Origin of the sequence: Paraclostridium bifermentans, assembly GCF_019916025.1 — a bacterium.
In the GTDB taxonomy this organism is placed as follows: Bacteria; Bacillota; Clostridia; order Peptostreptococcales; family Peptostreptococcaceae; genus Paraclostridium; species Paraclostridium bifermentans.
The window spans coordinates 1,534,640-1,557,689 of the sequence record NZ_CP079737.1; the positions used below are offsets into that span (position 1 = coordinate 1,534,640).

Below are 23,050 nucleotides of genomic sequence, written 5' to 3' on the forward strand. Positions count from 1 at the left end.
ACGATTATGAAAAAAATATGTGTAATAGGTAGCTTAAACATGGACTTAGTAGTGAATGTTGATAACATGCCTAAAAAAGGACAAACATTAATAGGAAGCGACTTTAAGGAAGTGCCAGGTGGAAAAGGTGCAAATCAAGCTGTAGCAATGGCAAGACTTGGTGGAGATGTAACTATGATTGGTAAAGTTGGGACAGATAGCTTTGGACAAACTTTAATAGATGCATTAAAAAATGATAATGTAAATACAACTTACGTACATAAAGAAGATGGTCCTACTGGAGTTGCGATGATAACTGTTGATAAAAACGCAGAAAATTCAATAGTAGTAGCACCAGGAGCAAACTTTAAAGTAAAAGAAAATGATATAGATAAGAATATTGATGCAATAAAAAATAGTGATATAGTAGTAGTTCAACTTGAAACACCACTTGAAACTATAAAATATGCACTAAAATCAGCTAAAAAGTTAGGAAAATATACAATTCTAAATCCAGCGCCTGCTGTTAAATTAGAAGACTCAATAATCGAGAATGTAGATTTACTTACACCTAATGAAACAGAGTTAGAGATATTAAGTGGAGTAAGCATAAATTGTGAAGATGATATATTAAAAGCAGCTCAAACTATGATTGAAAAAGGTGTTAAAGAATTAATCGTAACATTAGGATCTAAAGGAAGTTTATATATAAATAAAGAAACATCTATGTTTAAAAAATCATATAAAGTAGATGCAGTAGATACTACAGCAGCGGGAGATAGTTATACTGGAGCTTTATCTGTAGCTTTCTCAAAAGGAGAAAATATAGAGGTTGCTATGGATTTTGCATCAAGAGTGGGAGCTTTATGTGTTACTAAAGAAGGTGCACAAAGTTCATTACCAACTCTAGAAGAAGTTGAAAGATTTAGGGGGTAAGGTCATGAAAAAAGGTAAATTATTAAATAGTGAGATTTCATCTGTGATATCTCAAATGGGACATACAGACAGTTTAACTATAGGAGATTGTGGTCTTCCTATACCAAAAGATATAAAAAGAATAGACTTAGCTCTTAAATATGGAGTTCCAAGTTTTTTAGATACATTAGACACAGTACTTGAAGAATTATGTGTAGAAGAAATAATAATAGCTGAAGAAATAAAAGAAGTAGCAGAACAAATGTATAAAGAAATATTAAATAGATTTGAAAATGTAAAAGTTACAATGGTAAAACATGAAGAGTTTAAAGTTATGACAAAGGATTCTCATGCTGTAATAAGAACTGGAGAATGTACTCCATACTCAAATATAATATTAAAATCAGGCGTTGTATTTTAGAAAAATTTTGTAAATCGAAAGGAGCACCTATATGAACAATCCAATTTTGCAGATGAAAAATATAGTTAAAGAGTTCCCTGGAGTTAAAGCACTAGATGGAGTTAACTTAGAACTTTATCCAGGTAAAGTAATGGCTTTAATGGGGGAAAATGGTGCAGGTAAATCAACACTTATGAAGGTCTTAAGTGGTGTTTACAAAAAAGATGGTGGACAAATATTCTACAATGGAAACTTAGAGGATATAAAAGGACCAAAAGATGCACAAGAAAAAGGTATAGCAATAATACATCAAGAGTTAAATTTAATACAAGATTTAACTATAGGTGAAAATATATTTTTAGGAAGAGAACCTAAAAAAGGATTTAAAATAGACTTTAAAAAGCTGTATGCAGAATCAGATAAATATTTAAATAAACTAAATATAAAAACTAGTTCAAAAGAATTAGTTGGTAATTTAAGTTTAGGACAACAACAAATGGTAGAAATAGCTAAAGCTTTATCTTTAGATGCAAAAATAATTATAATGGATGAACCAACAGATGCTCTTACGGATAAAGAAACAGAAAGCCTGTTTAAAGTAATAGAAGATTTAAAGAACGAAGGAAAAGCAATAGTATATATATCTCATAGATTGAAAGAAATATTTGAAATATGTGATTACATAACAGTTCTAAGAGACGGTAAATATGTAGGTAGTGAAGAAATCTGCAATTTAGACGAAGACAAAATGATAGAAATGATGGTTGGAAGAAAACTTACAGATCAATTTCCAAGACATGAAATTGAAAAAGGAAATATTGTATTAGATGTGAAAAATCTTTCAAATAGATATGTAGACAATGTATCTTTTAATGTTAGAAGTGGAGAGATTATAGGGATTGCAGGTCTTATGGGAGCGGGAAGAACAGAACTTGCAAAAACTATATATGGACACATAAGAAAAGAAAGCGGACAAGTTATTGTAAATGGTAAAGAGGTAACTAATAAGTCGGCAAAAGATGGATTAAAAAATAAAATAGCATATGTATCTGAGGATAGAAAAGGAGATGGTTTAATTCTATCGCTATCTGTTAGAGAAAATATGACAATATCATCATTAAATAGTTTATCTAGCATGTTTAGATTAAATAAAACTAAAGAAAATGAACAAGTAAAAGACTATATAAAAAAAATGAATATAAAAACTCCAACTGAAGAACAAATAATTAAAAACTTAAGTGGAGGAAATCAACAAAAGGTTGCAATAGCTAAGGCTCTAATGACAGACCCTGATGTACTTATACTTGATGAACCAACTCGTGGAGTTGACGTTGGTGCAAAAAAAGAAATATATGATCTTATAAATAAATTTAAAAGTCAAGGGAAAGCAGTAATAATGATATCTTCTGAAATGCCAGAAATACTTGGGCTAAGTGATAGAATATTAGTTTTAAGTCAAGGTAGATTAACTGGAGAGCTAGATATTAAAGATGCAACTCAAGAAAGTATATTAAAATATGCAGTTACAGTGAAGGAGGCTTAATTATGCAAGCTAAAGTGAGTCAAGAAAATAAACAAATGGATTTAAAAAGTATATTAATAAAGTACAAATCATTAGTTGGATTATTATTATTAATAGTTGTAGTTTCAATACTAAGTCCATCATTTTTAAGTAGTAGAAACATATTAAATATACTTAGACAAACATCTGTAAATGCTATAATTGCAGCAGGTATGACGTTTGTAATTTTAACAGGAGGAATTGACCTTTCTGTAGGGTCTGTTCTTGCTTTAAGTGGGGCTTTTGCAGCATCTCTTTTAGCATCAGGACAAAGTATAGTAGTTGCAGTTATAGCAGCTATAGTATGTGGAGCAGCAGTAGGATTTTTAAATGGATTTGTAATATCTAAAGGAAAATTACAACCATTTATAGCAACACTTGCAACAATGACAATACTTAGAGGTGTAACATTAGTATTTACAGATGGAAAACCGATAACTCTAGGAAGTAATGGTTTAGCAATGGCATTTGGAAAAATCGGTGGAGGAACAGTATTTGGAATACCATCACCAGTTATCATAACTATATTAGTATTTGTAGCATGTTATTATATATTAAACCACACTAAAATGGGTAGATATACATATGCATTAGGTGGAAATGAAGAAGCAACTAAGTTATCAGGACTTAACACAGATAAAATAAAAATATGGGTATACACTATAAGTGGTATATTATCAGCAATAGCAGGTATTATAATAACTTCAAGATTATACTCAGCTCAACCTACAGCAGGTACAGGGTATGAACTAGATGCAATAGCAGCAGTTGTACTTGGAGGAACAAAGCTTACTGGAGGAAAGGGTAAAATAAGTGGAACGATAATAGGTGCACTTATAATAGGTGTTTTAAGTAATGCTCTTAACATATTAGATGTATCATCCTATTATCAAATGATGGTTAAAGGTATAGTTATATTAATAGCTGTACTATTAGATAGAAAAAGTAACTAAGAAAGGAAGATAGGAATGAAAAAATTTCTTTCAATAATGATGACTATAGTTTTATCAAGTTTTATGTTGGTAGGATGTAGCCAAAAAGAAGACGGAACTAAAAAAATAGGACTTATAGTATCAACACTAAATAATCCTTTCTTTGTAGATTTAAAAAAAGGTGTTGAAAAAGAAGCAAAAAAACTTGGATATGAAGTTGTAGTATTAGATTCTCAAAATGATCCGGCAAAAGAAGTATCTAATATGGAAGATATAACTGTTAAAAATGTAGATTTAGTATTACTAAATCCTGTTGATTCAGATTCAGCAGTAGCATCAGTTATGATTGCCAATAATGCAGATTTACCAGTTATGACTGTAGATAGAATTGCAAATGGTGGTAAAGTGGCATCTCATATTGCATCAGATAACATAGCTGGTGGAGATATGGCTGCTAAGTTTTTAATTGATAAATTAGGTAATAAAGGAAACATTGTTGAACTTGAAGGTATAGCTGGATCATCAGCAACAAGAGATAGAGGTAAAGGATTTGAAGATGGAATAAAAGGAAGTAACTTAAAAATTGTATCAAAACAATCGGCAGATTTTGATAGAACAAAGGGACTTACTGTTATGGAAAACATCATTCAATCTCAAGGGAAAATAGATGCAGTATTTGCACAAAATGATGAAATGGCTTTAGGAGCATCAAAAGCACTTGCAGATGCAAATATGAAAGATGTTTTAGTTGTAGGTTTTGATGCAACAGATGATGCTGTAGATGCAGTTAAAAAAGGTGATATGGCAGCGACAGTAGCTCAACAACCAATACTTATAGGTGAAACAGCAGTAAAAGAGGCTAATAAATATTTACAAGGTGAAAAGGTAAAAGATTTCGTACCTGTTAAATTACAGTTAGTAACAAAATAAAAAAATACTAAGATGATTTTATCATCTTAGTATTTTTTTTATTCCTTCTTACATTGAGATTTTTGTTATGCTATAATACTAAATGAATTAGTAACTTATAAAATTGGAGGTAAGACTATGAAACATAAAATTATAAAAAAACAAAATATAAGTAGTAATTGCGTAGTTTGTGGAGTTGATAATGATTTAAGTCTTAAAGCTAATTTTTATGAGCTAGATAATAATGAATTATTAGCAATATGTGATACGAAAGAATGGCATCAAAGTTATCCTGGAAGAATGCATGGTGGTATGTCTGCTGCAATATTAGATGAAACTATAGGTAGAGCTATAACTATGTTAGATGGAGAAGTTTGGGGAGTTACTGTTTCTCTAGAATTAAAGTATAAAAAGCCTGTGCCAACAGATTGCACTATAAAAGTAGTTGGAAGAATAACTAGAGACACTAGAAAGTTATTTGAAGGAACTGGAGAAATAATATTACCGAATGGTGAGGTAGCTGTAACTGCAAAAGGAAAATATATGAAGTTGCCGGTAAGTAGAATTATAGAAGACGAAGATGATTTAGCAAGAGAATGGTTAGAGGCAGAAAATGAGGAAGATATGGAATACATAGAATTATAAAAATTATACTTAAATTTATTTGTTAAATAGAGTATTAAAAAATAAGTAGCTAAGGATTAGATTATAAGTTTTATTAATTTTATAATCTAAATAAAAATTATAGTCTAATCCTATGAGACTTGTTATTTTAATGCTCTTTTTTATTATCTATTTCCAAGATATAATTGCTTCTTTTCTAGGTACAGTTCTTTGATATTTTACACTAGGATAACCAATTATCATACAATTCACTATATGTTGGTTTTCAGAAAGACCTAAAAACTTCATGATTTCTTTATTTTCTTGAGCCGCTTTTATAAAGAATCCACTAAAGAATGTTCCAAGACCTAATGCATTAGTCATAAGTTCCATATTAGAAGATGCTAAAGAGGCATTAACAGGTGAATCAGAAACTACTAGAATTACTGCTGGAGCATTAAAGAATAAACCATCTCTTCCAGTAGGATTTTCTTTATAAGCATTGTACATATTAACCCACATCTTTGCATACCTTTCAAAGGGTTTTGTCTCATCATTTAAATTTTCTAATAAAGTTGTTCCTAAATTGTATAAGCTATCAAAGGCCATTTCTTTTAATTTCTCTATATTATCTTTTACAACTACATAAGAAACATTTTGAGAGTTGGTAGAAGTTTGAGTGAATCGTCCTGCTTCTATAATTTTATTTATTTTTTCGACTTCAACGTCTTGTTTCTTGAAATGTCTAACACTTCTTCTAAATTTTATAAAATTAAGTAAATTATCTTCATTTATAGTAAAACTATCTTTATCATAATTTAAAACTTCGTCCATATTATAATCATCTGTTGATACTGCATTTTTAGGACAGATTGCTATGCAATGTCCACATTTAAAGCAACTAACATTTTTAATTTGAGCTTTGCCATCAACAAGCTCTATATCATTAACAATACAATCTTTTACGCAAAGGCTACACCCTATACATAAATCCTTATCTACTTTCATCATAATTAATACCTCCTAAAAAATAAAAGTTTTGACTAATCAATAAATAAAATTTATAATTCTATATGACTATCAAGTATGTTTGAATTTGATTTATACTGATTATACCATCATAAAAATATTTATGTCTAATTCAAATTTTTCATATAACTATAACTTTTGGTTATAAAAAGGAGTGTATTATGAATTTACAACAATTAGAGTATTTTAAGGTTATAGCTGAAACAGAAAATTTCACAAAGGCTTCAAAAGAACTTTCAGTAACTCAACCAGCACTAAGCAAGGCTATTTCCAAATTAGAAGAAGAGTTGAAAGTTTCGCTTTTTGAGAAAAAGGGTAGAAATATAAAGCTTACAGAATATGGAGAAGTATTTTTAACATACTCTAATAAAGCTTTGATTGAGATAGAAAATGGAATTAAAACTATAGGTAACATGCTTACTGAAAAAAATGAAACTATATTTATATCATCTACACCAAGGATAGGTGGATATTTTATGCATCTTATAATAAGTGATTTTTTAAATGAATATCCAAATGTAAAGTTTCAATTTAACCAGCAGTCAGCCCAAGAAGTTATAAATGATTTAAGTATAGGAAACATTGATATAGGATTTTATGATAGTAAAGATATAGATGAAAACAAATCTGAGATTGAATCTATACCTGTCAAAAAACAAGATTATGTTTTAATAGTACCCAAAAAACATAAATTTGCAAGTAGAAACGAAATATCTTTAAAAGAATTAAAAGATGAATCTTTTATAGCATTTTGTGAGAATAGTAAAGAAAAACTTATGTCATATACTGAAATATTAGGATATGCGCCTAAAATTTCAATTCAGCCAGATGGTGCAAATATTGGAAGTGCAGTAGAGGGTCTAGTATCTATGGGAGCTGGAATTTCTATAGTGCCAAACACACCTATGATTAATAGTAATACTTTATCAATTATAAATATAAAGGAAGAGATAAAAGAGAGAACTATATATATGGGGATTTCAAAAAAATCTAAAATTAGCAAAGTAGCTACGAAGTTTAAAGAATATGTGATTAGTTCAGCTAATATTAAATAAATTTAAAGAATTAAATAATGGGGAGATGAGCATTTTGAATTTAAATAAAAAATGCGTAAGTATTATAATTATAGTATTTGTATGTACGTTTTTTATACTAGGATATATGGCTGTGGATTTCTTTAAAGTAGAGCATTATAGCAAGATAAATAATATAGTAGATGATAACTTAGGATTATTAAAATATAAAGTAAGTAAAGAAGAAAGAGGTGAAGTTGAAAAGTTAATATCTATAGGTAATTATTTAACTTGTAAAAGAATTGAAAAAAATAAAATTCAACCTGGTTTTTTAGAAAGTTCAATATACAGTTTGGTAGATAACAAATTAAATGAATATACAATAAAGTATTTATTAAATGGTTACGAATATGAAAACCATGAATCTGATAGATCAGAAGGGATTCAAAACGATAAAACTTTAAATAAATTAAAGGGAATTTTAAGTGAAAGTGACTATAAAACTTTAAGATTATTAATAGAAGACTACAACCAAGGTGATTATGAATCTCTAGATAAAATGCAGGATATTTTATCTAGATACAATAAAAAGAATGTAGATGTAATTGTTATGTATTTAACTGAAAATAGTTCTTTAGATTTGAAAGCATCTTTTGACATAACTAAAAACTTAAATTTAGAGTATCAATATATAAAAGGATTAACTCCAAAATATCTAAATGATAAAGAAAATAAAGAATATAACAATATATGGGAGAAAATAAAATTCATTTTACCTAATAAAGGATTGGAAAATTTTGATGAGCTTTATCTTACAACTGATGGAAAATTTAACGAGTTAGCCTCAGTTAAAGTAAATAATAATAGCGGAAGCAGATGGATAATGAATATAGACCCAGAGGATGTTGTATTTAAAAATAAATTATTTTATGAAACAATATTACATGAATATTTTCACTATATGACTTTAAATGATAAACAAGTAAACTATACAGAGGATTATAATATGAAAAATTATTGTGAAGAGGGATTAGTATCTAATAAAAATTCTTACATAAATGATTTTTACAGTGAGTTTTGGAAAGATATATTAGAAGATAGAAATATAAATAAAGAAAATTTATACTTTTATGATAGACATAAAAGCAGTTTTGTTGATGAATATGCATCAACAGATCCGAGTGAAGATATAGCTGAAACATTTAGTTATTTTGTACTTAATGATAAGCCTGAAGGAAATAGTATTAAGGATCAGAAAATAAACTTTTTCTATAAATATAAAGATTTAGTAGAATTAAGATACCAATTAAGAAGCAAAATAAATACAATTTGATATCATAAAAATTAAATTAAAATAAAATTTATGGTTTATATTTTTTATTTAAAGAAATCATATTAATGTGTATTAATAACATGATTAGCATAGGAGGAAAATAAATGAAAAACAAAGTTGTAATCATTGGAACTGGAATGGTAGGCATGAGCTATGCTTATTCAATGGTAAATCAAGGAACTTGTGAGGAATTAGTTCTAATTGATATAGATAAAGATAGAGCTCAAGGTGAGGCTATGGATTTAAATCATGGGCTTAACTTTGGAGATAGAATAATGAAAATATATGCAGGTGATTACAAAGATTGCTCTGATGCATATATAATATGCATTACGGCTGGATCAATACAAAATGAAGGAGAAACAAGATTAGATTTATTAAATAAAAACACTAAGATAATGAAAAATATCATAGGGAATATAAAAAAATCTGGATTTAATGGTATATTATTGATTGCAACAAATCCAGTTGATATAATGACATATGTTGCATGGAAATTATCAGGATATGATAAAGGGAAAGTTATTGGATCAGGAACTACACTAGACTCATCGAGACTTAGATATATGCTAAGTGAAAAATTAGATGTTAACTCTAAAAATATACATGCTTATGTAATGGGAGAACATGGAGACTCTCAATTTGTTGCGTGGAGCTATGCATTACAAGGAGTTCAGCCTATATACCAAATAGCATCAAAGCATAATAATCTAAGTTTTGACGATCTGGATAAAATAGAAGATGAAGTCAAAAATGTTGCTTATGAGATAATAAAAAGAAAGAAATCAACGTACTATGGAATTGGAATGGCATTAACAGCTATAACAAAAGCTATATTAGAAAATGAAAATAGTATTTTAACAGTATCATCGTATTTAAATGGAGAATATGGTCATAATGATGTATACATAGCTGTACCTAGTGTGGTAAACAAAAATGGAGTTGAAAGAGTTATAGAATTAGCATTAGAAAAAGAGGAAAAATCAAAACTTGATAAATCTATATGTATAATGAAGGAAAATATTGATAAAATAGATTTCAGATAATTAGATTACTTATTAAATAGAAAAAAGAAATTAAAGGAGTATGACATTGCATACTCCTTTTTAAATTTAAATAAGAAAAGAATAAAAAAAAATTAAAAAAAGGTAGAATTCTAACTATCTTCTGCATATATTAAAGTATAATGAAATACAAAAATAATAACTTGCAAATAAAAAGGAGAATAAAAAATGTTAGAATTCAGTGAAATGGTGTATTTTGGATATGAAGAAGAATTAAATTATGATTATTCACCAGACTATAAAACAGAGTAAAGTGAAATAAAAAATAAGTTAGTTTTAAAAAAATAAGAAATATGATTTAGAATTTTAAAAAAATTCAAAAAATATATTGCCAACCAAATATTGGATATGATAGAATTAAATTAATAAGTTGCAAAAACAAAAAAATAAGGAGGTGAATTATATGGAAAATATAGTTGTCTTAGATCACTTTGGGTATGAAATGGAAATTGATTATGATTATTCACCAGATTATGAAGTTGAGTAATAAAAAGTTTAAAAAATTCTAGGAGGACAAAAGAGGTGCATACCAAGAGTTTGAATACGTAAAAAGAGCTATCGATAATTTTTAGATGGCTCTTTTTTATTTAATATATATTTGTAAATTTAATTTTAAAAGCAAATTTACTTATGAAAGTTAAGACTTTACTATAATTCATAATTTTAGTAATATAGTACTAGAAAGTTATAGAAAGTTAATAATAAAGTTATTACTACTAATAAATTATTAATTAAATTAAGGAGCAACAATATTATGAATTTTAACAATAAGTATGCAAAAATAATAGGTGTAAGTGAAGATGGAATAAAAAATCTTGAATACATAGTGAATTATAAAAATAATAAAGAAATATTAGATACAGAAAAAATATCTATAAATCAAGATATAGATAAAGATTATGCAGCTAAAATTTTAGATGAAATTGAAATAGTTTTTATTACGTATAATTCAAAAGAACAAAGAACATGTGATATAGTAAAAGCTATAAATTATATGGCGAAAGAAAGAAGAATTGTATCCATTGGAATTGATGTTAATCAAGATGAAAAGAAAGTTGAATTTGATTTCAATGCAGAGTTTGTAATGAGAGATAATAACTCCACTTTAATATGTGAGTTAATTGATATGATGGTAGAATCTGTTTCAGAAGAATGTACTATAAATATAGATTTAACAGATTTAAAAGAAATTTTATCAAAAGAAAAAGGATTAGCTCATGGATTTGTAGAAAGTGATAATTCAACAAGTAAAGAAGAATTAGTAGACATGCTATTTGATACTATAATAAAAACTAATGATGAATTAACAAAGAAAAAAGGAATAGTATTTATAAGTCTTGGAAATGAGTATTGTAAAATTGAAGAAGTTTTATTTATATTAAATGAAATGTTAGAAAATATTCAAGGTAAAATTGATGGAAAATGTGACTTAATATTTACACTTGCTTTAAATGAAAATTTAAATGATAAGATAAGAATGGGAATATTATATAACTAATAAATAAAAAATATAAGTTTTAGCAACCTAAATTTAATTTTAAATTTAGGAAGTAAAACTTATATTTTTTTATTTGTAATAAAGTCAGTAGCATCTTTAATAATATTATCTAAAATCAGCTATATTATTATCTATAGTGATAAAATGAAGTATGCTATGTAAAGGAAGTTTTTTACTTTCTATTCCCATTCCAAGTTGTTCAAAAGAATGCATAGCAGACATACTATATGTTTTTAAAATGCCTTCTTCTAATTCATCTAAATGTTTATATATATATTTTTTTATATCATCTATAGATTTTAAAGCTTCTATTTCATCACCACGTAAAACATGCTTGAATATTTCAAAGCCTTCGCCTTTAGCACCCCATAAGAAAATTCTAAAAGTAACTAAAGATCTTTCTAAATATAAACCACAGCTAATTGAATTCATATGATTTATATCTTCATATAAATGTTGATTAAAATCTATAAAACCACTAGGCATTATTTCAAAAACTTTATCATCGCTATAATCTAAATCACTTTTAGATAATTTATCATGTAAATCTACATATCCATTACTTGATATTAATATATCAGCAAATTTGCTTTCTTGTAAAAATACTTTCTCGCTAGTTAAAAATTCTTTTTTCATGACTTTCTCCTTTGTTGTTATAATTTACTATGATATTTTAACATATTAGAAAAATATTTCAAAATTAGATTCTAAAACATTGATTCAACATCATTTTCATCATAGCTAATCCAATCACTCATACTGCCTATATAAGTTTTCACATTATAAGACAGTTCATCTAGTAAAGCGTAATTTACACAAGCTTCTATACAAGAGCCACAATAAGTAATAACTTCTTTGTTTTTTAGAGTAGAAAAATTTTTGTCGATAATATTTAAATCTTTAATAAATCCATTCTTATCTATATTATTATGCCAAGGTATATTTATTGCACTAGGTATATGACCGTGTTTTTTATAAAGAGGTTCAATTTCTCCTGTATATCTACTATTATCCCTAGAATCAACTAGAACTATGTCGTTGTCTTTAATTGATTTTTTTACATAGTTTATATCACATATTATATTATCAGTAGAAGATAAGTTAAGTTTATGGGCAGAAGAGAATGAAGGTATTTTGTTTGTAACAGGAAGATTATTATCTTTCCATGCTTTAAAACCTCCATTTAATATGTATACATTTTTATACCCCATATATTTCAATTGAACAAAAGCGCGTGGTGAACTATATATTTTTTCATCATACACTACTATTGTAGAATTTACATCAATTCCAATTGAAGATAATTTACTTTGTAAAGTATTTTTATCTGGTAGAGGTCTAGCTCCGCCATGAATTTGAGGAGAACCACAAATATCTTTGTTTATATCAAGAAAAAATGCATTGGGAATATGAGATTCTTTGTATGAGTTATAACCTAAGGACTCATTGAATAAATCGAATCTACAATCTATCAGAAATAGAGAAGTAGGGTCTTTAAAATCAGTTATAAACGAACAATCAACGAAATTTTTCATAAACACACCTCCGAGATTTTTATAATTTAATAATAACATTGAATTGGTAAAAAATGTAGTTATTAAATATAATATGAATATAATTACCTAGTAGGAATAAATAAAAAAATAAAAAAAATAAACAAAACAATTAGTATTTATATAAAAATGAATGCTAGTTTATAAAAATATTTCAAATGGTACTATGATAGGGCACTCTATTAATCAAGAGTATGTTGACTTAAATTCTTTTTTATATAAAGAAAAGATTATTTTATCTGAAATTGCAAAAACTTTAAATTATAATAAAGATAGTGAAAAGTATTTAAAAGAAGTTAAATATATAAGGGACTATATAAATAAGAATATGTATGATATTGAAACTGGATATTATTATGATTTGCAAATCAAACAAGATAAAGATAAAATATTAGTGGATAGAGGTAAAGGAACGGAAGGATTCATGCCTTTATGGGCAAATGTAGCAACTATTCAACAAGCTAAATCAGTAAGAGATGATGTAATGGATGAAAAAAATTTAATATATAAAGAAGTATTATAAACATTAAAAGGAGATCTATATGAAGCTAAAAGATAAAGTACAATCGTTACCTGAAACACCAGGAGTATATTTTATGAAAGATAAAGATAAAAATATAATGTATGTAGGAAAATCTAAATCTTTAAAAAATAGGGTATCTCAATATTTTTTACCATCATATAATCCATCAAAAAAGATTACAAGAATGATTAAATTTATAGATGATATAGAAATAATAAAAACCGATACAGAATTAGACGCACTGGTGTTAGAATGTGAACTTATAAAAAAGCTGCAACCTATGTATAATACACTTTTAAAAAACGATAAAAAATATGCCTATTTAAAAATAAGCACCAACGAAGATTACCCATGTTTGGAATGTGTTTCAGATAATGATTGTGATGAATTATATTTTGGACCATATACATCAATTCAAAAACTAGAAAACATAGTGCAGGTTTTGAACAAATACTTTAAACTAAGATCATGTAAAGGCATCAATAAACTAAAAGGGTGTATAAATAATGACTTAGGATTTTGTATGGCACCATGTAAAAACAAAAACGAAAAAGAATATAGCTACTCCATAAACAAGCTGATAGATACACTTAATGGTTCAGATAAGGATCTAGTAAATGATTTTAATAAAGAAATAGTAGAATCAATAAATACTTTGAATTTTGAGAAAGCCTCACAATTTAAAGAAAACTTAGATTGTATAGAACTTATTTTAAGTAGAAGTGAAGTTATAAATTATATGAAATCAGAAAAGATAATAATAACTTCTATAGATATTGATGATATTAAAAAAAAAGCGTATATAATTAAAGGCAAAGACATTATATACTCAGAGGTAGTTAAAAAAGATTTTAACGAAGAAAATCTGAAAGATTATTTCAAACAAAATTTCGAACAAAATTATCATGTTGAAAAAAATAAAAATTATATAGAAAAAGCAGATTTAGATATGGCTAGCACGATATATAATTATTTAAAAAGTAAATCAAAACTAGATTTTATTTAGACACTTTGGTATAATAAAATAGTTTCAGTATGTATTTTGAAAAATAGATTACGGAAACTATTTTATGGGTATAAATTAAATATTTAAAATATAATAAAAAATACTATATATAGCCCTCTTTAAAAATAAGTATAAATTAACTAATTTTAAAGAGGGTATTTTAGATAATACTATCTTAATGAAGGAGACGTTATGCAAAGAATAGAATTATTAGCACCAGCAGGTGATTTAGAAAGATTAAAAACAGCATTTATATATGGAGCTGACGCTGTTTATATAGGTGGTGAAATATTTGGAATGAGATCTGCTGCTAAAAACTTCAATAAAGAAGATATGGCAGAAGGTGTTAGATTTGCGCATGAAAGAGGTAAACAAGTATTTGTTACTGTAAATATAATACCTAGAAATGAAGAATTTGAACAGTTAGAAGCTTACTTAAAAGAACTTGAAGAAATAGGAGTAGATGCAGTAATAGTAAGTGATCCAGGAGTTTTTAGTGTAGTTAAAAAAGTTGTACCAAATATGGAAATACATATAAGTACTCAAGCTAGTACAACTAATGCAGCATCAGCTACATTCTGGTATAACCAAGGAGCGAAAAGAGTAGTTATGGCAAGAGAGTTATCTTTTGAAGAAATAAAAGAGATAAGAGACAATTCTCCAGAAGGTATGGATATAGAAGCATTTATACATGGTGCTATGTGCATGTCTTACTCAGGAAAATGTGTAATAAGTAACTATACAACAGGTAGAGATGCCAATAGAGGAGCTTGCGCACAATCTTGTAGATGGAAATACACATTAGTTGAGGAACAAGAAAATGGAGACTACGAAAAAGTTTTAGATGATGTAGATGCAGAATTTTTCTTTAATACAAAAGATATGTGTATGATAAACTATATACCACAAATTATAGAAAGTGGAATAAATAGTTTTAAAATAGAAGGAAGAATGAAAACTGCATATTATGTAGCAACTACTGTTAGGGCCTACAGAATGGCTATAGATGAATATATAAAAGACCCTGAAAATTGGGAGTTTAATCCTATGTGGTTAGAAGAGCTTAAAAAAGGAAGTCATAGGCATTTCAGTGAAGGGTTCTATTTAGGGAAAACATCTACTAGAGATCAAAACTATGAATCTGCTTCGTATGTAAGAAATTATGATTTTATAGGTGTAGTTAGAGGACATGAAGAAGAAAGTGGACTAGTTATAGTTGAGCAAAGAAATAGAATGTTTGTAGGAGACGAAATAGAAATAATAGGACCATATAAAGAAACTATGTATGGTAAAATTTTAGAAATGTACAATGAAGAAAATGAACCTATCGAATCTGCTCCACATGCAAAACAAATAGTAAAAATGAAATTAGATATACCAGTGGAAGAACATTATATGTTAAGAAAACCAATAACAACTATAAATGTATTATAATAATAAAACCAGAAGTTATATTTAGCTTCTGGTTTTTATTATTATAATATGTAAACGTATTGAAAAATAAAAAAATTAATAATAATATAGATATATACAAACCTAAGGGGGCAATAAATTATGAGCATAGCAATTATGAAAAATAATCAATCAGTAACTTTAAGAGAATCCACAAAGGAAGATGCACAAAGTATTATAAAATTTTATAATACTGTAGGAGCTGAAACTACATATTTATCATTTGGAGGAGATGAATACAATGTAAGTTTAGAACAGCAAGAGGCTATGATTGAATCGACTAATTCATCTAATAATAACTTTATGATACTTGCTTTAGTAGATGATGAAATAATAGGAATAGGGACAATATCATCAAATCAAAAGAAAAAAGGTAAGCATGTAGGTATATTAGGTATAGTAATAACTGAGAAATATTGTGATTTAGGACTTGGAAAAATAATGATGGATTGTTTAATAAACTGGTGTAGAGATAATAAAATAACTACAAAGATATCACTTTCAGTAAGAGAAGATAATCCAAGAGCTATAGCTCTATATAAAAAATGTGGCTTTGAAGTAGAAGGTATATTAAAAAATGAAACTTATATAGATGGAGAATTCTTTAATATAGTTTGTATGGGTATGATTTTATAATATTAATTAAATAAATTAAGTAATATAAATAGTCTCCCTCCTATATATTAGTACTATAGTGCTAATGTATAGGAGGGGGTTAAAATTACTAAAAACATAAAAGAGATAGTTCTATTATCTGGGGCATTTTTATCGGTATGTATAGGATCAGGTTTTGCCACAGGTCAAGAAATACTACAGTTTTTTTCATCTCAAGGTAGTAAGAGCATATTATCAGGAATTGTATGCATGATTATTATGATGTATTGTGGATCGAAGTTGTTTATAATAGGAAAATCAAAAAATTTAAAATATAGTAATGATATATTTTTATATTTATTTGGCGAGAAATTAGGTCGTGTATTTAAAATAATAATACCAGTCTTTTCACTTTGTAGCTTTATAGTTATGGTTGCAGGAGCGGGAGCTGCTATGAATCAATACTATGGAATAGACAAAAATCTAGGCGGATTATTACTTGCAATTATAACTATGATATCTGTTATATTAGGTATGAACAAAGTAATAGATATATTAGGGAGTATAGGTCCAATAATTGCAATTGTTGCAATAGCTGTAAGTTTAAAAACCATAAATATGAACTATGAAAATTTATATAACATAGATTATATAGTGAATAACTTAGAAATGACAAAAGCTATTGATAGTTGGCCCATAGCAGCTTTTGTATATAGTGGGCTGAACATAATCTTTGCAACACCATTTCTAGTAGGGGCAGGAAAAACTGTACATAATATAAAAAACTGTAAATATGCAGGTATTATAGGTGGATCAATACTTATATTATCTGCTATGTTTATAAATATAGCTCTTTTATCAGATATTCAAAATACATATAATCAAGAAATTCCAACTTTATATATGGCAAAACAGATATCTCCATTAGTTGGAAGTGTTTTTTCTGTAATACTTATAGCGGGTATATACACTACAGCAGCTCCACTTCTTTGGAATGTATGTAGCAGTTGTTATTTAGAAAAATCGAAAGGTTTTAATATAATGGCTGTACTTTGTACTATATTAGGTATAATGGGAGGAATGCTGCCTTTTTCATACCTTGTAAGTTTTATGTACCCTATATCAGGTACTATAGGAGTTTTAATAATTATATCTTTGATTTTTAGAAAGTGTTAACACTTTCTTTTTTGTTTTTAATAAAAAATTAGCAAAATATAAATAAATATAGAATGTTTAGTTTAAATATGGAAGAGTTTGAAAATATATGTTAATATTTAAACTAAAGGGGGTGGATGAGATAGATATTGTCGACTTGATTTTCATGGGGATACCAGAGGGACTAGTGATTTTTACATCTTTGAGTTTAATAGTAGAAAAAAAGATGAAAAAAATACAAATATTTTATATGTCATTTATATATTCTATTTTATGCTATTTTACAAAAAATAATTTACCAAGTGGTATAAGTTCAATTATTTTGATTGGAATAATAATTACAATTATACAGATTTTCTCAAAAGTAAGATTTATAAGATGCGTAGTAGCTACTATAATCACCACATCAACGTTGTTTTGTTTGGAGATGATATCAGTAGCATTTATAAACATTATAGGTGTTAATTTAGATTATGTTTTAAATAATCAGATTTTAAAAATTTTAATATACTACATACCTATATCTATTATGTTCATGCTTGTAAATATGTTTAAGTATCAAAAATTTATTAAGGAAATTGACAGCACAGGTAAAGTGTATAAAAGTAAAAAAATAGAAGGACTAATATTTTATATAAGTACTTGTATAATTACAGTTGTTGGAATCGTTGTATTCATTGTATATGAAAATAAGAATTTAAAATATGAGATTTCACAATTTTTAATGTTGTTTTTAATGTCAGGATTTGTTTTAATCCTTTCAGGAATGTTATTAGTACTTATCAATTATAATAAAAGAAAAGCTTTAAATGAGATTCAACAAAACCTTATGCAAAATAACTTAAAGCAAATGGAAGATACAGTTGATGCATTAAGAATGCAAAGACATGATTATATGAATCACTTACAAGTTATATTAATGCAAGTTTCCAGTGGGAAAAACGAAGATGCTAGAAAGTATATTCTTGGATTGTCAGAAGATGCAAGTAATGGTTTAAGTTGTTTTTGTACAGGAAGTTCATATATGGATGCAATTTTAAACACTAAAAAAAGAAGAGCTTTAAAATATGATATACAATTAACTGCATGTATAGATAGTTTATTAGAAGATATAGAATTATCAGATTCAGAACTTAGCTCGATAATTTTAAATATAATAGATAATGCTATAGATGAATTAAAAAAATACGATAAAGAGTATAAATACATACATGTTGATATATATAGTGATATAGACTATCATAATATTTCTATAAAAAATAATGGTAATAAGATTAAAGATGTAAAAAAAATATTTGAACTTGGATACTCATCAAAAGGCAAAAATAGAGGTTTTGGATTGTACTCAATTAAAAAATTATTAGAATCTCATAAATGTAATATTGAGGTCTATAGTGATGATATGGAAACTGAATTTAGTATTCAAATACCTATAATGCAAAGAGCGTAAAACGCTCTTTTTTTGTTATTAATTAAAACTTAGATTTTATTTTAAACAAATTTATAAATTCAACATACTCTAGTATAGACGCTATTATGTGGGAGGGTTTATATGGATAATAACATTGAATGTAAAATTAATAATTCTTGTGTAGGGGAATACCTACTAAAAAAAGAAACAGAGTTTTTAAAATATGAAATTACTTATCCTAAGATTTTAATTTATCCTAAATATATTTATCATAATGATTATAATAAGGAGATAATCCAAAGTATAAATACAATAATTTATAATGATATAATTAAATTTAAAGATAATTTAGAAAAAGAATCACTGAACTATAAGAAAATTTATAAAAATGGAGATGTTAAATTTAAATATGAAGGCTATTCAAATTTTGATGTAACTTATGATAAAAATAATTTGATAAGCATACCCGTTGAGTTTTACGAGTTTACTGGCGGAGCACATGGTATGACTTACTTAGAATCTTATAATTATGATTTAGATACAGGTGAGCAAGTTTTATTAAATGATTTATTTAATAAAGGTGTAGATTACAAAAAAATTATCAATGCTTATATACAAAGTTATATTGAAAAAAACAAGGACATATTCTTTGAAGAAAATGATGGGTTTAAAGGTATAAAAGATAATCAAGAATTCTATATGACTGATGATAACTTAGTAGTATATTTTGAAATTTATGAGATAGCTCCATATTATGTTTCAATTCCTAAATTTAATATTCCTTTAAAAGAAATTAAACAATATTTAAACCTTAAATATATATGCATACAATAAAATAAAAAAAGTAACACTAATCATAATTATATAAAAAGGAGTAGTTTTATGTTTAGTGTTGCACCAATTGAATATGTAGGATATTTAGCTTCTATATTTATAGTAATCTCACTAATGATGACATCTATAGTACAACTTAGAGTGATAAACTCTATAGGATGTATTTTATTTGTCATATATGGTATAAGTGTAAATGCATATCCAGTGGCTATATCAAATTTTCTTATTGTGCTTATTAATTTTTATAATTTATATAAGTTATCTAGGAAAAACAATTGATAAAATAAAATGACTTATAATTTGAAATTATAGGTCATTTTATTTTGAAATTATAAAATCCAAATAGAAACAAAAATACAGACATTTCATATATTAGAAATAGAACTTATTAATAAAAATTATATAGGGGGTTTTATAATGAAGGATAATAATATACATTTGATGTATTTTAAGTATTTATATAAACAAGGAATTATAAGTAAAACTACGTATGAAAAAGCAAAAAGGGATTTAAATGATAAAAGAAATAAATTAGTAACTATAAAATCAACCTTCAATGAAAATTATGTATCTGTAAATGGAGAAGATGATAGGTTGATAGCTAATAAGGAAGATAGTCAATTATCAGATAGATTTATTTTACAAGATATAGATAATGGTAATGTTTTAATTCAAACTCAAGAAGGATATTATATTAAAATAGATTCTAAAAATGATTTTTTATTTGCATCGGTTCAAGAAAAGGAAAATGCAACAATATTTACTTTAATGCCTATAAATGATAAAGAGGTAGCATTAAAATCAGATGGTGGATACTATGTAAAAGTAGAAACTAATGGATATTTAGTAGCTAACGATTTAATTCAAAACGAAAGAACATCTTTTAAAATCAAAGAAGTAACTAAAATAGAGTACACTGATATAGTAATGATTTCTGTATCAGAAGAGAGGTTTGTTACAGCAATAGATGGAGGGGGTTCATATTTATCTGCAACCGAGTTTAATCAAACTGATAATGAGGAATTTAATATTTTGCAGTTTTTAGATGGTAATGCTATTATACAAACTCAAAAAGGATATTATGTAAGGGTAGGAGAAGGTGGCGTATTAATAGCTGATACGAAAAAAATGGAAGAAGCTTCAATATTTAGAGGAGAAAACATAGGAGATCTTTCGAAAGTTTTGAAAACTATAGATGGAAACATTGTGAGAGTTAGGGATACGGATAAATATTTAGTTGCAGATTCAAAAGAAATAACAGAAAGTAGCAAATTCAATATTTATAAATCTGTTAGACCTGGCAATTAAATAAATTTTATAATTATTCATATTAAGTTCATACTAAATTCATAAAAGTACATTATTATTTAAATATAGGATATACCTCCCAAATAAGTAATAATACAACCCTAAAAACAAAAAACATTAACCCTAAAAAAAATAGATGCATGATGCATCTATTTTTTTATGTCTAATATTGTATGGGTACAAATTAGAAAAACTTTAAAATTTTGTAAAAATTGTATCGTTATTGTTTTTTATAATATACAATCAAAACATAGATTTAAATCAAAAGGGGGATATTTTCACTATGAATAATAAAATAGTATATACACCAGGACCTACTAATGTAAGCGAAAATGTAAGACAAGCTAGATCTATAAAAACTACAAATCCAGATATTGATTTAGACTTTGTAGAATTTTATAAAGAAACTTGCGATACTATAGGAAGTGTTATAAAAACAAAAAATGATGTGTATTTGTTAGGTGGAGAAGGCATACTTGGACTTGAGGCAGCCTGTGCTTCTTTAATTGAAAAAGGAGATAGAGTTTTAGTTATAGATAATGGGATATTTGGTAATGGATTTAAAGATTTTGTAAGTATGTATGGTGGAGAGGCAGTTATTTTTAGTCAAAGTTATAAAAATAGCATAAATATAGATGAGCTTAAAAAATTCTTAGAAGAAGATAATAATTTTAAATTTGCAACAATAGTGCATTGTGATACTCCAACCGGGGTTTTAAATGATTTGGGAGTAATATGTCCACTTCTTAAAAAATATAATATCCTTACTGTTGTAGATTCAGTTGCAGCTATGTTTGGAGAAAAGCTTTTAGTTGATGAATGGAAAATTGATATTGCTCTTGGTGGATCACAAAAAGCTTTATCAGCTCAACCTGGATTAACAATAGTAAGTTTAAGTAAAGAAGCTAAAAGCTTAATTAAAAATAGAAAGACCAATATAATTGGATTTTATTGCAATTTAAGTATATGGGATAATTATTATAAAGATAAACACTTTCCATATACAATGCCTATAAGTGATATATTAAGTTTAAGAAAAGCTGTGGATAATATAATGGAAGAGAATATTGAAAATGTTATAAATAGACATGCAAAAATAGCTGAAGCAACTAGGAAAGCATTATTAGAATATGGATTAGAATTATTTCTCGAATCAGGTTTTTCTAACACTGTAACAGCTGTGAAAATACCAAAAGAAATAGGTGCACTAAATCTAGTAAATTATATTCTAAATAAATATAACGTAGTTATAGGTACTTCATTAGGAGGATATAAAAATTCTTTATTAAGGTTAGGACATATGGGTGAAAATGCAAGATTAGAAAAAATAATATATGTTTTAAATATTTTAGATAAAAGTTTAAGTAATTTAGGCTTTAAAGGAAACGGATGTTTAGTAAATTTATTTAATAAGTACTATGAATAAAAGGAGAATTTAGATGCAATCTGTAACTACTAAAAATAAACAAAAATTTAAAACGAAAGATATAGTTGAAACATCTTTACTTATAGCTTTAGTATTTATAGCAACTAGGTTTATTAACATAAGGCTTCCTATAGCATCGAATGGAGGATTAGTACATTTAGGGAATACTATGCTATTTATATCAGCAATAGTGTTTGGAAATAAAAAAGGGGCATGTGCAGGAGCATTTGGAATGGCTTTATTTGACTTATTGTCAGAATGGGCTATATGGGCACCATTTACATTTATTATACGAGGAGTAATGGGATATATAATTGGGAGTATAGCATGGTCTAAAAACAAGCAAGGTAATAGCGTAATAACAAATATAATAGCAATAAGCGTTTCTGGAGTGTGGATGGTAATAGGATACTATATAACAGAATGCATATTGTATGGAAATTATATTCAGCCGATAGGGTCTATACCAGGAAATATAACTCAGATAGTTGTTGGAATGATAATTGGAATTCCTATATCTAAAGTTTTAAAACGATATATTAAATAGTAATA

Annotated in this window: 24 protein-coding genes; 21 read left to right on the forward strand and 3 right to left on the reverse strand. The window is 26.7% G+C overall.

All coding sequences use genetic code 11. The annotated features are described in order from the left end of the window. Positions 1-6: 6 nt before the first annotated feature. From rbsK to KXZ80_RS07245, 6 genes are all read left to right on the forward strand, one after another. On the forward strand, positions 7-915 hold the full coding sequence (rbsK, locus tag KXZ80_RS07220; RefSeq protein ID WP_021432806.1) for a ribokinase: 909 nt from the start codon (positions 7-9) through the stop codon (positions 913-915). 4 nt (positions 916-919) lie between these two features. After that, positions 920-1,315: a D-ribose pyranase gene (rbsD, locus tag KXZ80_RS07225; RefSeq protein ID WP_021432807.1), complete on the forward strand. Its 396-nt coding sequence runs from the start codon at positions 920-922 to the stop codon at positions 1,313-1,315. A 31-nt stretch (positions 1,316-1,346) separates the two neighbouring features. Next, entirely contained in the window at positions 1,347-2,837 is a 1,491-nt protein-coding gene (gene rbsA / locus KXZ80_RS07230) for a ribose ABC transporter ATP-binding protein RbsA (protein WP_021430550.1), read from the forward strand. A 2-nt stretch (positions 2,838-2,839) separates the two neighbouring features. Then, complete coding sequence (gene rbsC, locus KXZ80_RS07235; protein WP_021430551.1) at positions 2,840-3,808, forward strand: ribose ABC transporter permease; 969 nt, start codon at positions 2,840-2,842, stop codon at positions 3,806-3,808. Positions 3,809-3,823: 15 nt separating this feature from the next. After that, positions 3,824-4,717: a ribose ABC transporter substrate-binding protein RbsB gene (gene rbsB, locus KXZ80_RS07240; protein WP_021432808.1), complete on the forward strand. Its 894-nt coding sequence runs from the start codon at positions 3,824-3,826 to the stop codon at positions 4,715-4,717. Between the two features lie 117 nt (positions 4,718-4,834). Further along, positions 4,835-5,341, forward strand: a complete 507-nt coding sequence (locus KXZ80_RS07245; RefSeq protein WP_021432809.1) for a PaaI family thioesterase — start codon at positions 4,835-4,837, stop codon at positions 5,339-5,341. Positions 5,342-5,488: 147 nt separating this feature from the next. On the opposite strand, the gene KXZ80_RS07250 is transcribed toward KXZ80_RS07245, so the two are convergent. Beyond that, positions 5,489-6,310: a nitroreductase family protein gene (locus KXZ80_RS07250; RefSeq protein ID WP_021432810.1), complete on the reverse strand. Its 822-nt coding sequence runs from the start codon at positions 6,308-6,310 to the stop codon at positions 5,489-5,491. 179 nt (positions 6,311-6,489) lie between these two features. Here KXZ80_RS07250 and KXZ80_RS07255 point away from each other — a divergent pair, with 179 nt between their 5' ends. From KXZ80_RS07255 to KXZ80_RS07270, 4 genes are all read left to right on the forward strand, one after another. Then, complete coding sequence (locus tag KXZ80_RS07255) at positions 6,490-7,383, forward strand: LysR family transcriptional regulator (protein WP_021432811.1); 894 nt, start codon at positions 6,490-6,492, stop codon at positions 7,381-7,383. A 34-nt stretch (positions 7,384-7,417) separates the two neighbouring features. Next, entirely contained in the window at positions 7,418-8,674 is a 1,257-nt protein-coding gene (locus KXZ80_RS07260) for a zinc-binding metallopeptidase (protein ID WP_021432812.1), read from the forward strand. 104 nt (positions 8,675-8,778) lie between these two features. Continuing rightward, positions 8,779-9,720 (forward strand): L-lactate dehydrogenase, encoded by a 942-nt coding sequence (locus KXZ80_RS07265; protein WP_021432813.1) that lies wholly within the window; start codon positions 8,779-8,781, stop codon positions 9,718-9,720. Positions 9,721-10,492: 772 nt separating this feature from the next. Then, complete coding sequence (locus KXZ80_RS07270) at positions 10,493-11,236, forward strand: FtsZ/tubulin family protein (protein ID WP_021432815.1); 744 nt, start codon at positions 10,493-10,495, stop codon at positions 11,234-11,236. A gap of 105 nt (positions 11,237-11,341) precedes the next feature. Here KXZ80_RS07270 and KXZ80_RS07275 read toward each other — a convergent pair whose 3' ends face one another. Together KXZ80_RS07275 and KXZ80_RS07280 are read right to left on the reverse strand one after the other, a co-directional pair. After that, on the reverse strand, positions 11,342-11,872 hold the full coding sequence (locus KXZ80_RS07275) for a hypothetical protein (RefSeq protein WP_021432816.1): 531 nt from the start codon (positions 11,870-11,872) through the stop codon (positions 11,342-11,344). A gap of 71 nt (positions 11,873-11,943) precedes the next feature. Further along, entirely contained in the window at positions 11,944-12,771 is an 828-nt protein-coding gene (locus tag KXZ80_RS07280; RefSeq protein WP_021432817.1) for a sulfurtransferase, read from the reverse strand. Positions 12,772-12,922: 151 nt separating this feature from the next. On the opposite strand from KXZ80_RS07280, the gene KXZ80_RS07285 reads away from it, so the two are divergent. The 11 genes from KXZ80_RS07285 (at position 12,923) to KXZ80_RS07335 (ending at position 23,045) form a co-directional block, all read left to right on the forward strand. Then, positions 12,923-13,312, forward strand: coding sequence for a trehalase family glycosidase (locus KXZ80_RS07285; protein WP_021432818.1), 390 nt, complete (start codon positions 12,923-12,925; stop codon positions 13,310-13,312). Positions 13,313-13,331: 19 nt separating this feature from the next. Further along, complete coding sequence (locus KXZ80_RS07290; RefSeq protein WP_021432819.1) at positions 13,332-14,318, forward strand: GIY-YIG nuclease family protein; 987 nt, start codon at positions 13,332-13,334, stop codon at positions 14,316-14,318. Positions 14,319-14,510: 192 nt separating this feature from the next. After that, positions 14,511-15,752 carry a peptidase U32 family protein gene (locus tag KXZ80_RS07295; RefSeq protein ID WP_021432820.1) on the forward strand — a complete coding sequence of 414 codons (1,242 nt, stop codon included), beginning with the start codon at positions 14,511-14,513 and terminating at the stop codon, positions 15,750-15,752. 120 nt (positions 15,753-15,872) lie between these two features. After that, entirely contained in the window at positions 15,873-16,406 is a 534-nt protein-coding gene (locus tag KXZ80_RS07300; RefSeq protein ID WP_021432821.1) for a GNAT family N-acetyltransferase, read from the forward strand. Between the two features lie 228 nt (positions 16,407-16,634). Beyond that, complete coding sequence (locus KXZ80_RS07305) at positions 16,635-17,540, forward strand: YkvI family membrane protein (protein WP_021432822.1); 906 nt, start codon at positions 16,635-16,637, stop codon at positions 17,538-17,540. Positions 17,541-17,685: 145 nt separating this feature from the next. Then, positions 17,686-18,969, forward strand: coding sequence for a sensor histidine kinase (locus KXZ80_RS07310; RefSeq protein WP_038285201.1), 1,284 nt, complete (start codon positions 17,686-17,688; stop codon positions 18,967-18,969). 102 nt (positions 18,970-19,071) lie between these two features. After that, positions 19,072-19,764: a DUF3298 and DUF4163 domain-containing protein gene (locus KXZ80_RS07315; RefSeq protein WP_021432824.1), complete on the forward strand. Its 693-nt coding sequence runs from the start codon at positions 19,072-19,074 to the stop codon at positions 19,762-19,764. Between the two features lie 48 nt (positions 19,765-19,812). Beyond that, entirely contained in the window at positions 19,813-20,043 is a 231-nt protein-coding gene (locus KXZ80_RS07320) for a YgjV family protein (RefSeq protein ID WP_021432825.1), read from the forward strand. A 138-nt stretch (positions 20,044-20,181) separates the two neighbouring features. After that, positions 20,182-21,072 carry a fascin domain-containing protein gene (locus tag KXZ80_RS07325; protein WP_021432826.1) on the forward strand — a complete coding sequence of 297 codons (891 nt, stop codon included), beginning with the start codon at positions 20,182-20,184 and terminating at the stop codon, positions 21,070-21,072. Between the two features lie 283 nt (positions 21,073-21,355). Further along, positions 21,356-22,498 carry a pyridoxal-phosphate-dependent aminotransferase family protein gene (locus tag KXZ80_RS07330; RefSeq protein WP_021432827.1) on the forward strand — a complete coding sequence of 381 codons (1,143 nt, stop codon included), beginning with the start codon at positions 21,356-21,358 and terminating at the stop codon, positions 22,496-22,498. Positions 22,499-22,511: 13 nt separating this feature from the next. Continuing rightward, on the forward strand, positions 22,512-23,045 hold the full coding sequence (locus KXZ80_RS07335; RefSeq protein ID WP_021432828.1) for an ECF transporter S component: 534 nt from the start codon (positions 22,512-22,514) through the stop codon (positions 23,043-23,045). Positions 23,046-23,050: the final 5 nt, after the last annotated feature.

What these genes read in the sequence shown, in the direction of transcription:
- rbsK (WP_021432806.1), top strand. Translation starts at nt 7, where the DNA reads ATGAAAAAAATATGTGTAATAGGTAGCTTAAACATGGACTTAGTAGTG.
- rbsD (WP_021432807.1), top strand. Translation starts at nt 920, where the DNA reads ATGAAAAAAGGTAAATTATTAAATAGTGAGATTTCATCTGTGATATCT.
- rbsA (WP_021430550.1), top strand. Translation starts at nt 1,347, where the DNA reads ATGAACAATCCAATTTTGCAGATGAAAAATATAGTTAAAGAGTTCCCT.
- rbsC (WP_021430551.1), top strand. Translation starts at nt 2,840, where the DNA reads ATGCAAGCTAAAGTGAGTCAAGAAAATAAACAAATGGATTTAAAAAGT.
- rbsB (WP_021432808.1), top strand. Translation starts at nt 3,824, where the DNA reads ATGAAAAAATTTCTTTCAATAATGATGACTATAGTTTTATCAAGTTTT.
- KXZ80_RS07245 (WP_021432809.1), top strand. Translation starts at nt 4,835, where the DNA reads ATGAAACATAAAATTATAAAAAAACAAAATATAAGTAGTAATTGCGTA.
- KXZ80_RS07250 (WP_021432810.1), bottom strand. Translation starts at nt 6,310, where the DNA reads ATGATGAAAGTAGATAAGGATTTATGTATAGGGTGTAGCCTTTGCGTA.
- KXZ80_RS07255 (WP_021432811.1), top strand. Translation starts at nt 6,490, where the DNA reads ATGAATTTACAACAATTAGAGTATTTTAAGGTTATAGCTGAAACAGAA.
- KXZ80_RS07265 (WP_021432813.1), top strand. Translation starts at nt 8,779, where the DNA reads ATGAAAAACAAAGTTGTAATCATTGGAACTGGAATGGTAGGCATGAGC.
- KXZ80_RS07270 (WP_021432815.1), top strand. Translation starts at nt 10,493, where the DNA reads ATGAATTTTAACAATAAGTATGCAAAAATAATAGGTGTAAGTGAAGAT.
- KXZ80_RS07275 (WP_021432816.1), bottom strand. Translation starts at nt 11,872, where the DNA reads ATGAAAAAAGAATTTTTAACTAGCGAGAAAGTATTTTTACAAGAAAGC.
- KXZ80_RS07280 (WP_021432817.1), bottom strand. Translation starts at nt 12,771, where the DNA reads ATGAAAAATTTCGTTGATTGTTCGTTTATAACTGATTTTAAAGACCCT.
- KXZ80_RS07285 (WP_021432818.1), top strand. Translation starts at nt 12,923, where the DNA reads ATGCTAGTTTATAAAAATATTTCAAATGGTACTATGATAGGGCACTCT.
- KXZ80_RS07290 (WP_021432819.1), top strand. Translation starts at nt 13,332, where the DNA reads ATGAAGCTAAAAGATAAAGTACAATCGTTACCTGAAACACCAGGAGTA.
- KXZ80_RS07295 (WP_021432820.1), top strand. Translation starts at nt 14,511, where the DNA reads ATGCAAAGAATAGAATTATTAGCACCAGCAGGTGATTTAGAAAGATTA.
- KXZ80_RS07300 (WP_021432821.1), top strand. Translation starts at nt 15,873, where the DNA reads ATGAGCATAGCAATTATGAAAAATAATCAATCAGTAACTTTAAGAGAA.
- KXZ80_RS07305 (WP_021432822.1), top strand. Translation starts at nt 16,635, where the DNA reads ATGATTATTATGATGTATTGTGGATCGAAGTTGTTTATAATAGGAAAA.
- KXZ80_RS07310 (WP_038285201.1), top strand. Translation starts at nt 17,686, where the DNA reads ATGGGGATACCAGAGGGACTAGTGATTTTTACATCTTTGAGTTTAATA.
- KXZ80_RS07315 (WP_021432824.1), top strand. Translation starts at nt 19,072, where the DNA reads ATGGATAATAACATTGAATGTAAAATTAATAATTCTTGTGTAGGGGAA.
- KXZ80_RS07320 (WP_021432825.1), top strand. Translation starts at nt 19,813, where the DNA reads ATGTTTAGTGTTGCACCAATTGAATATGTAGGATATTTAGCTTCTATA.
- KXZ80_RS07325 (WP_021432826.1), top strand. Translation starts at nt 20,182, where the DNA reads ATGAAGGATAATAATATACATTTGATGTATTTTAAGTATTTATATAAA.
- KXZ80_RS07330 (WP_021432827.1), top strand. Translation starts at nt 21,356, where the DNA reads ATGAATAATAAAATAGTATATACACCAGGACCTACTAATGTAAGCGAA.
- KXZ80_RS07335 (WP_021432828.1), top strand. Translation starts at nt 22,512, where the DNA reads ATGCAATCTGTAACTACTAAAAATAAACAAAAATTTAAAACGAAAGAT.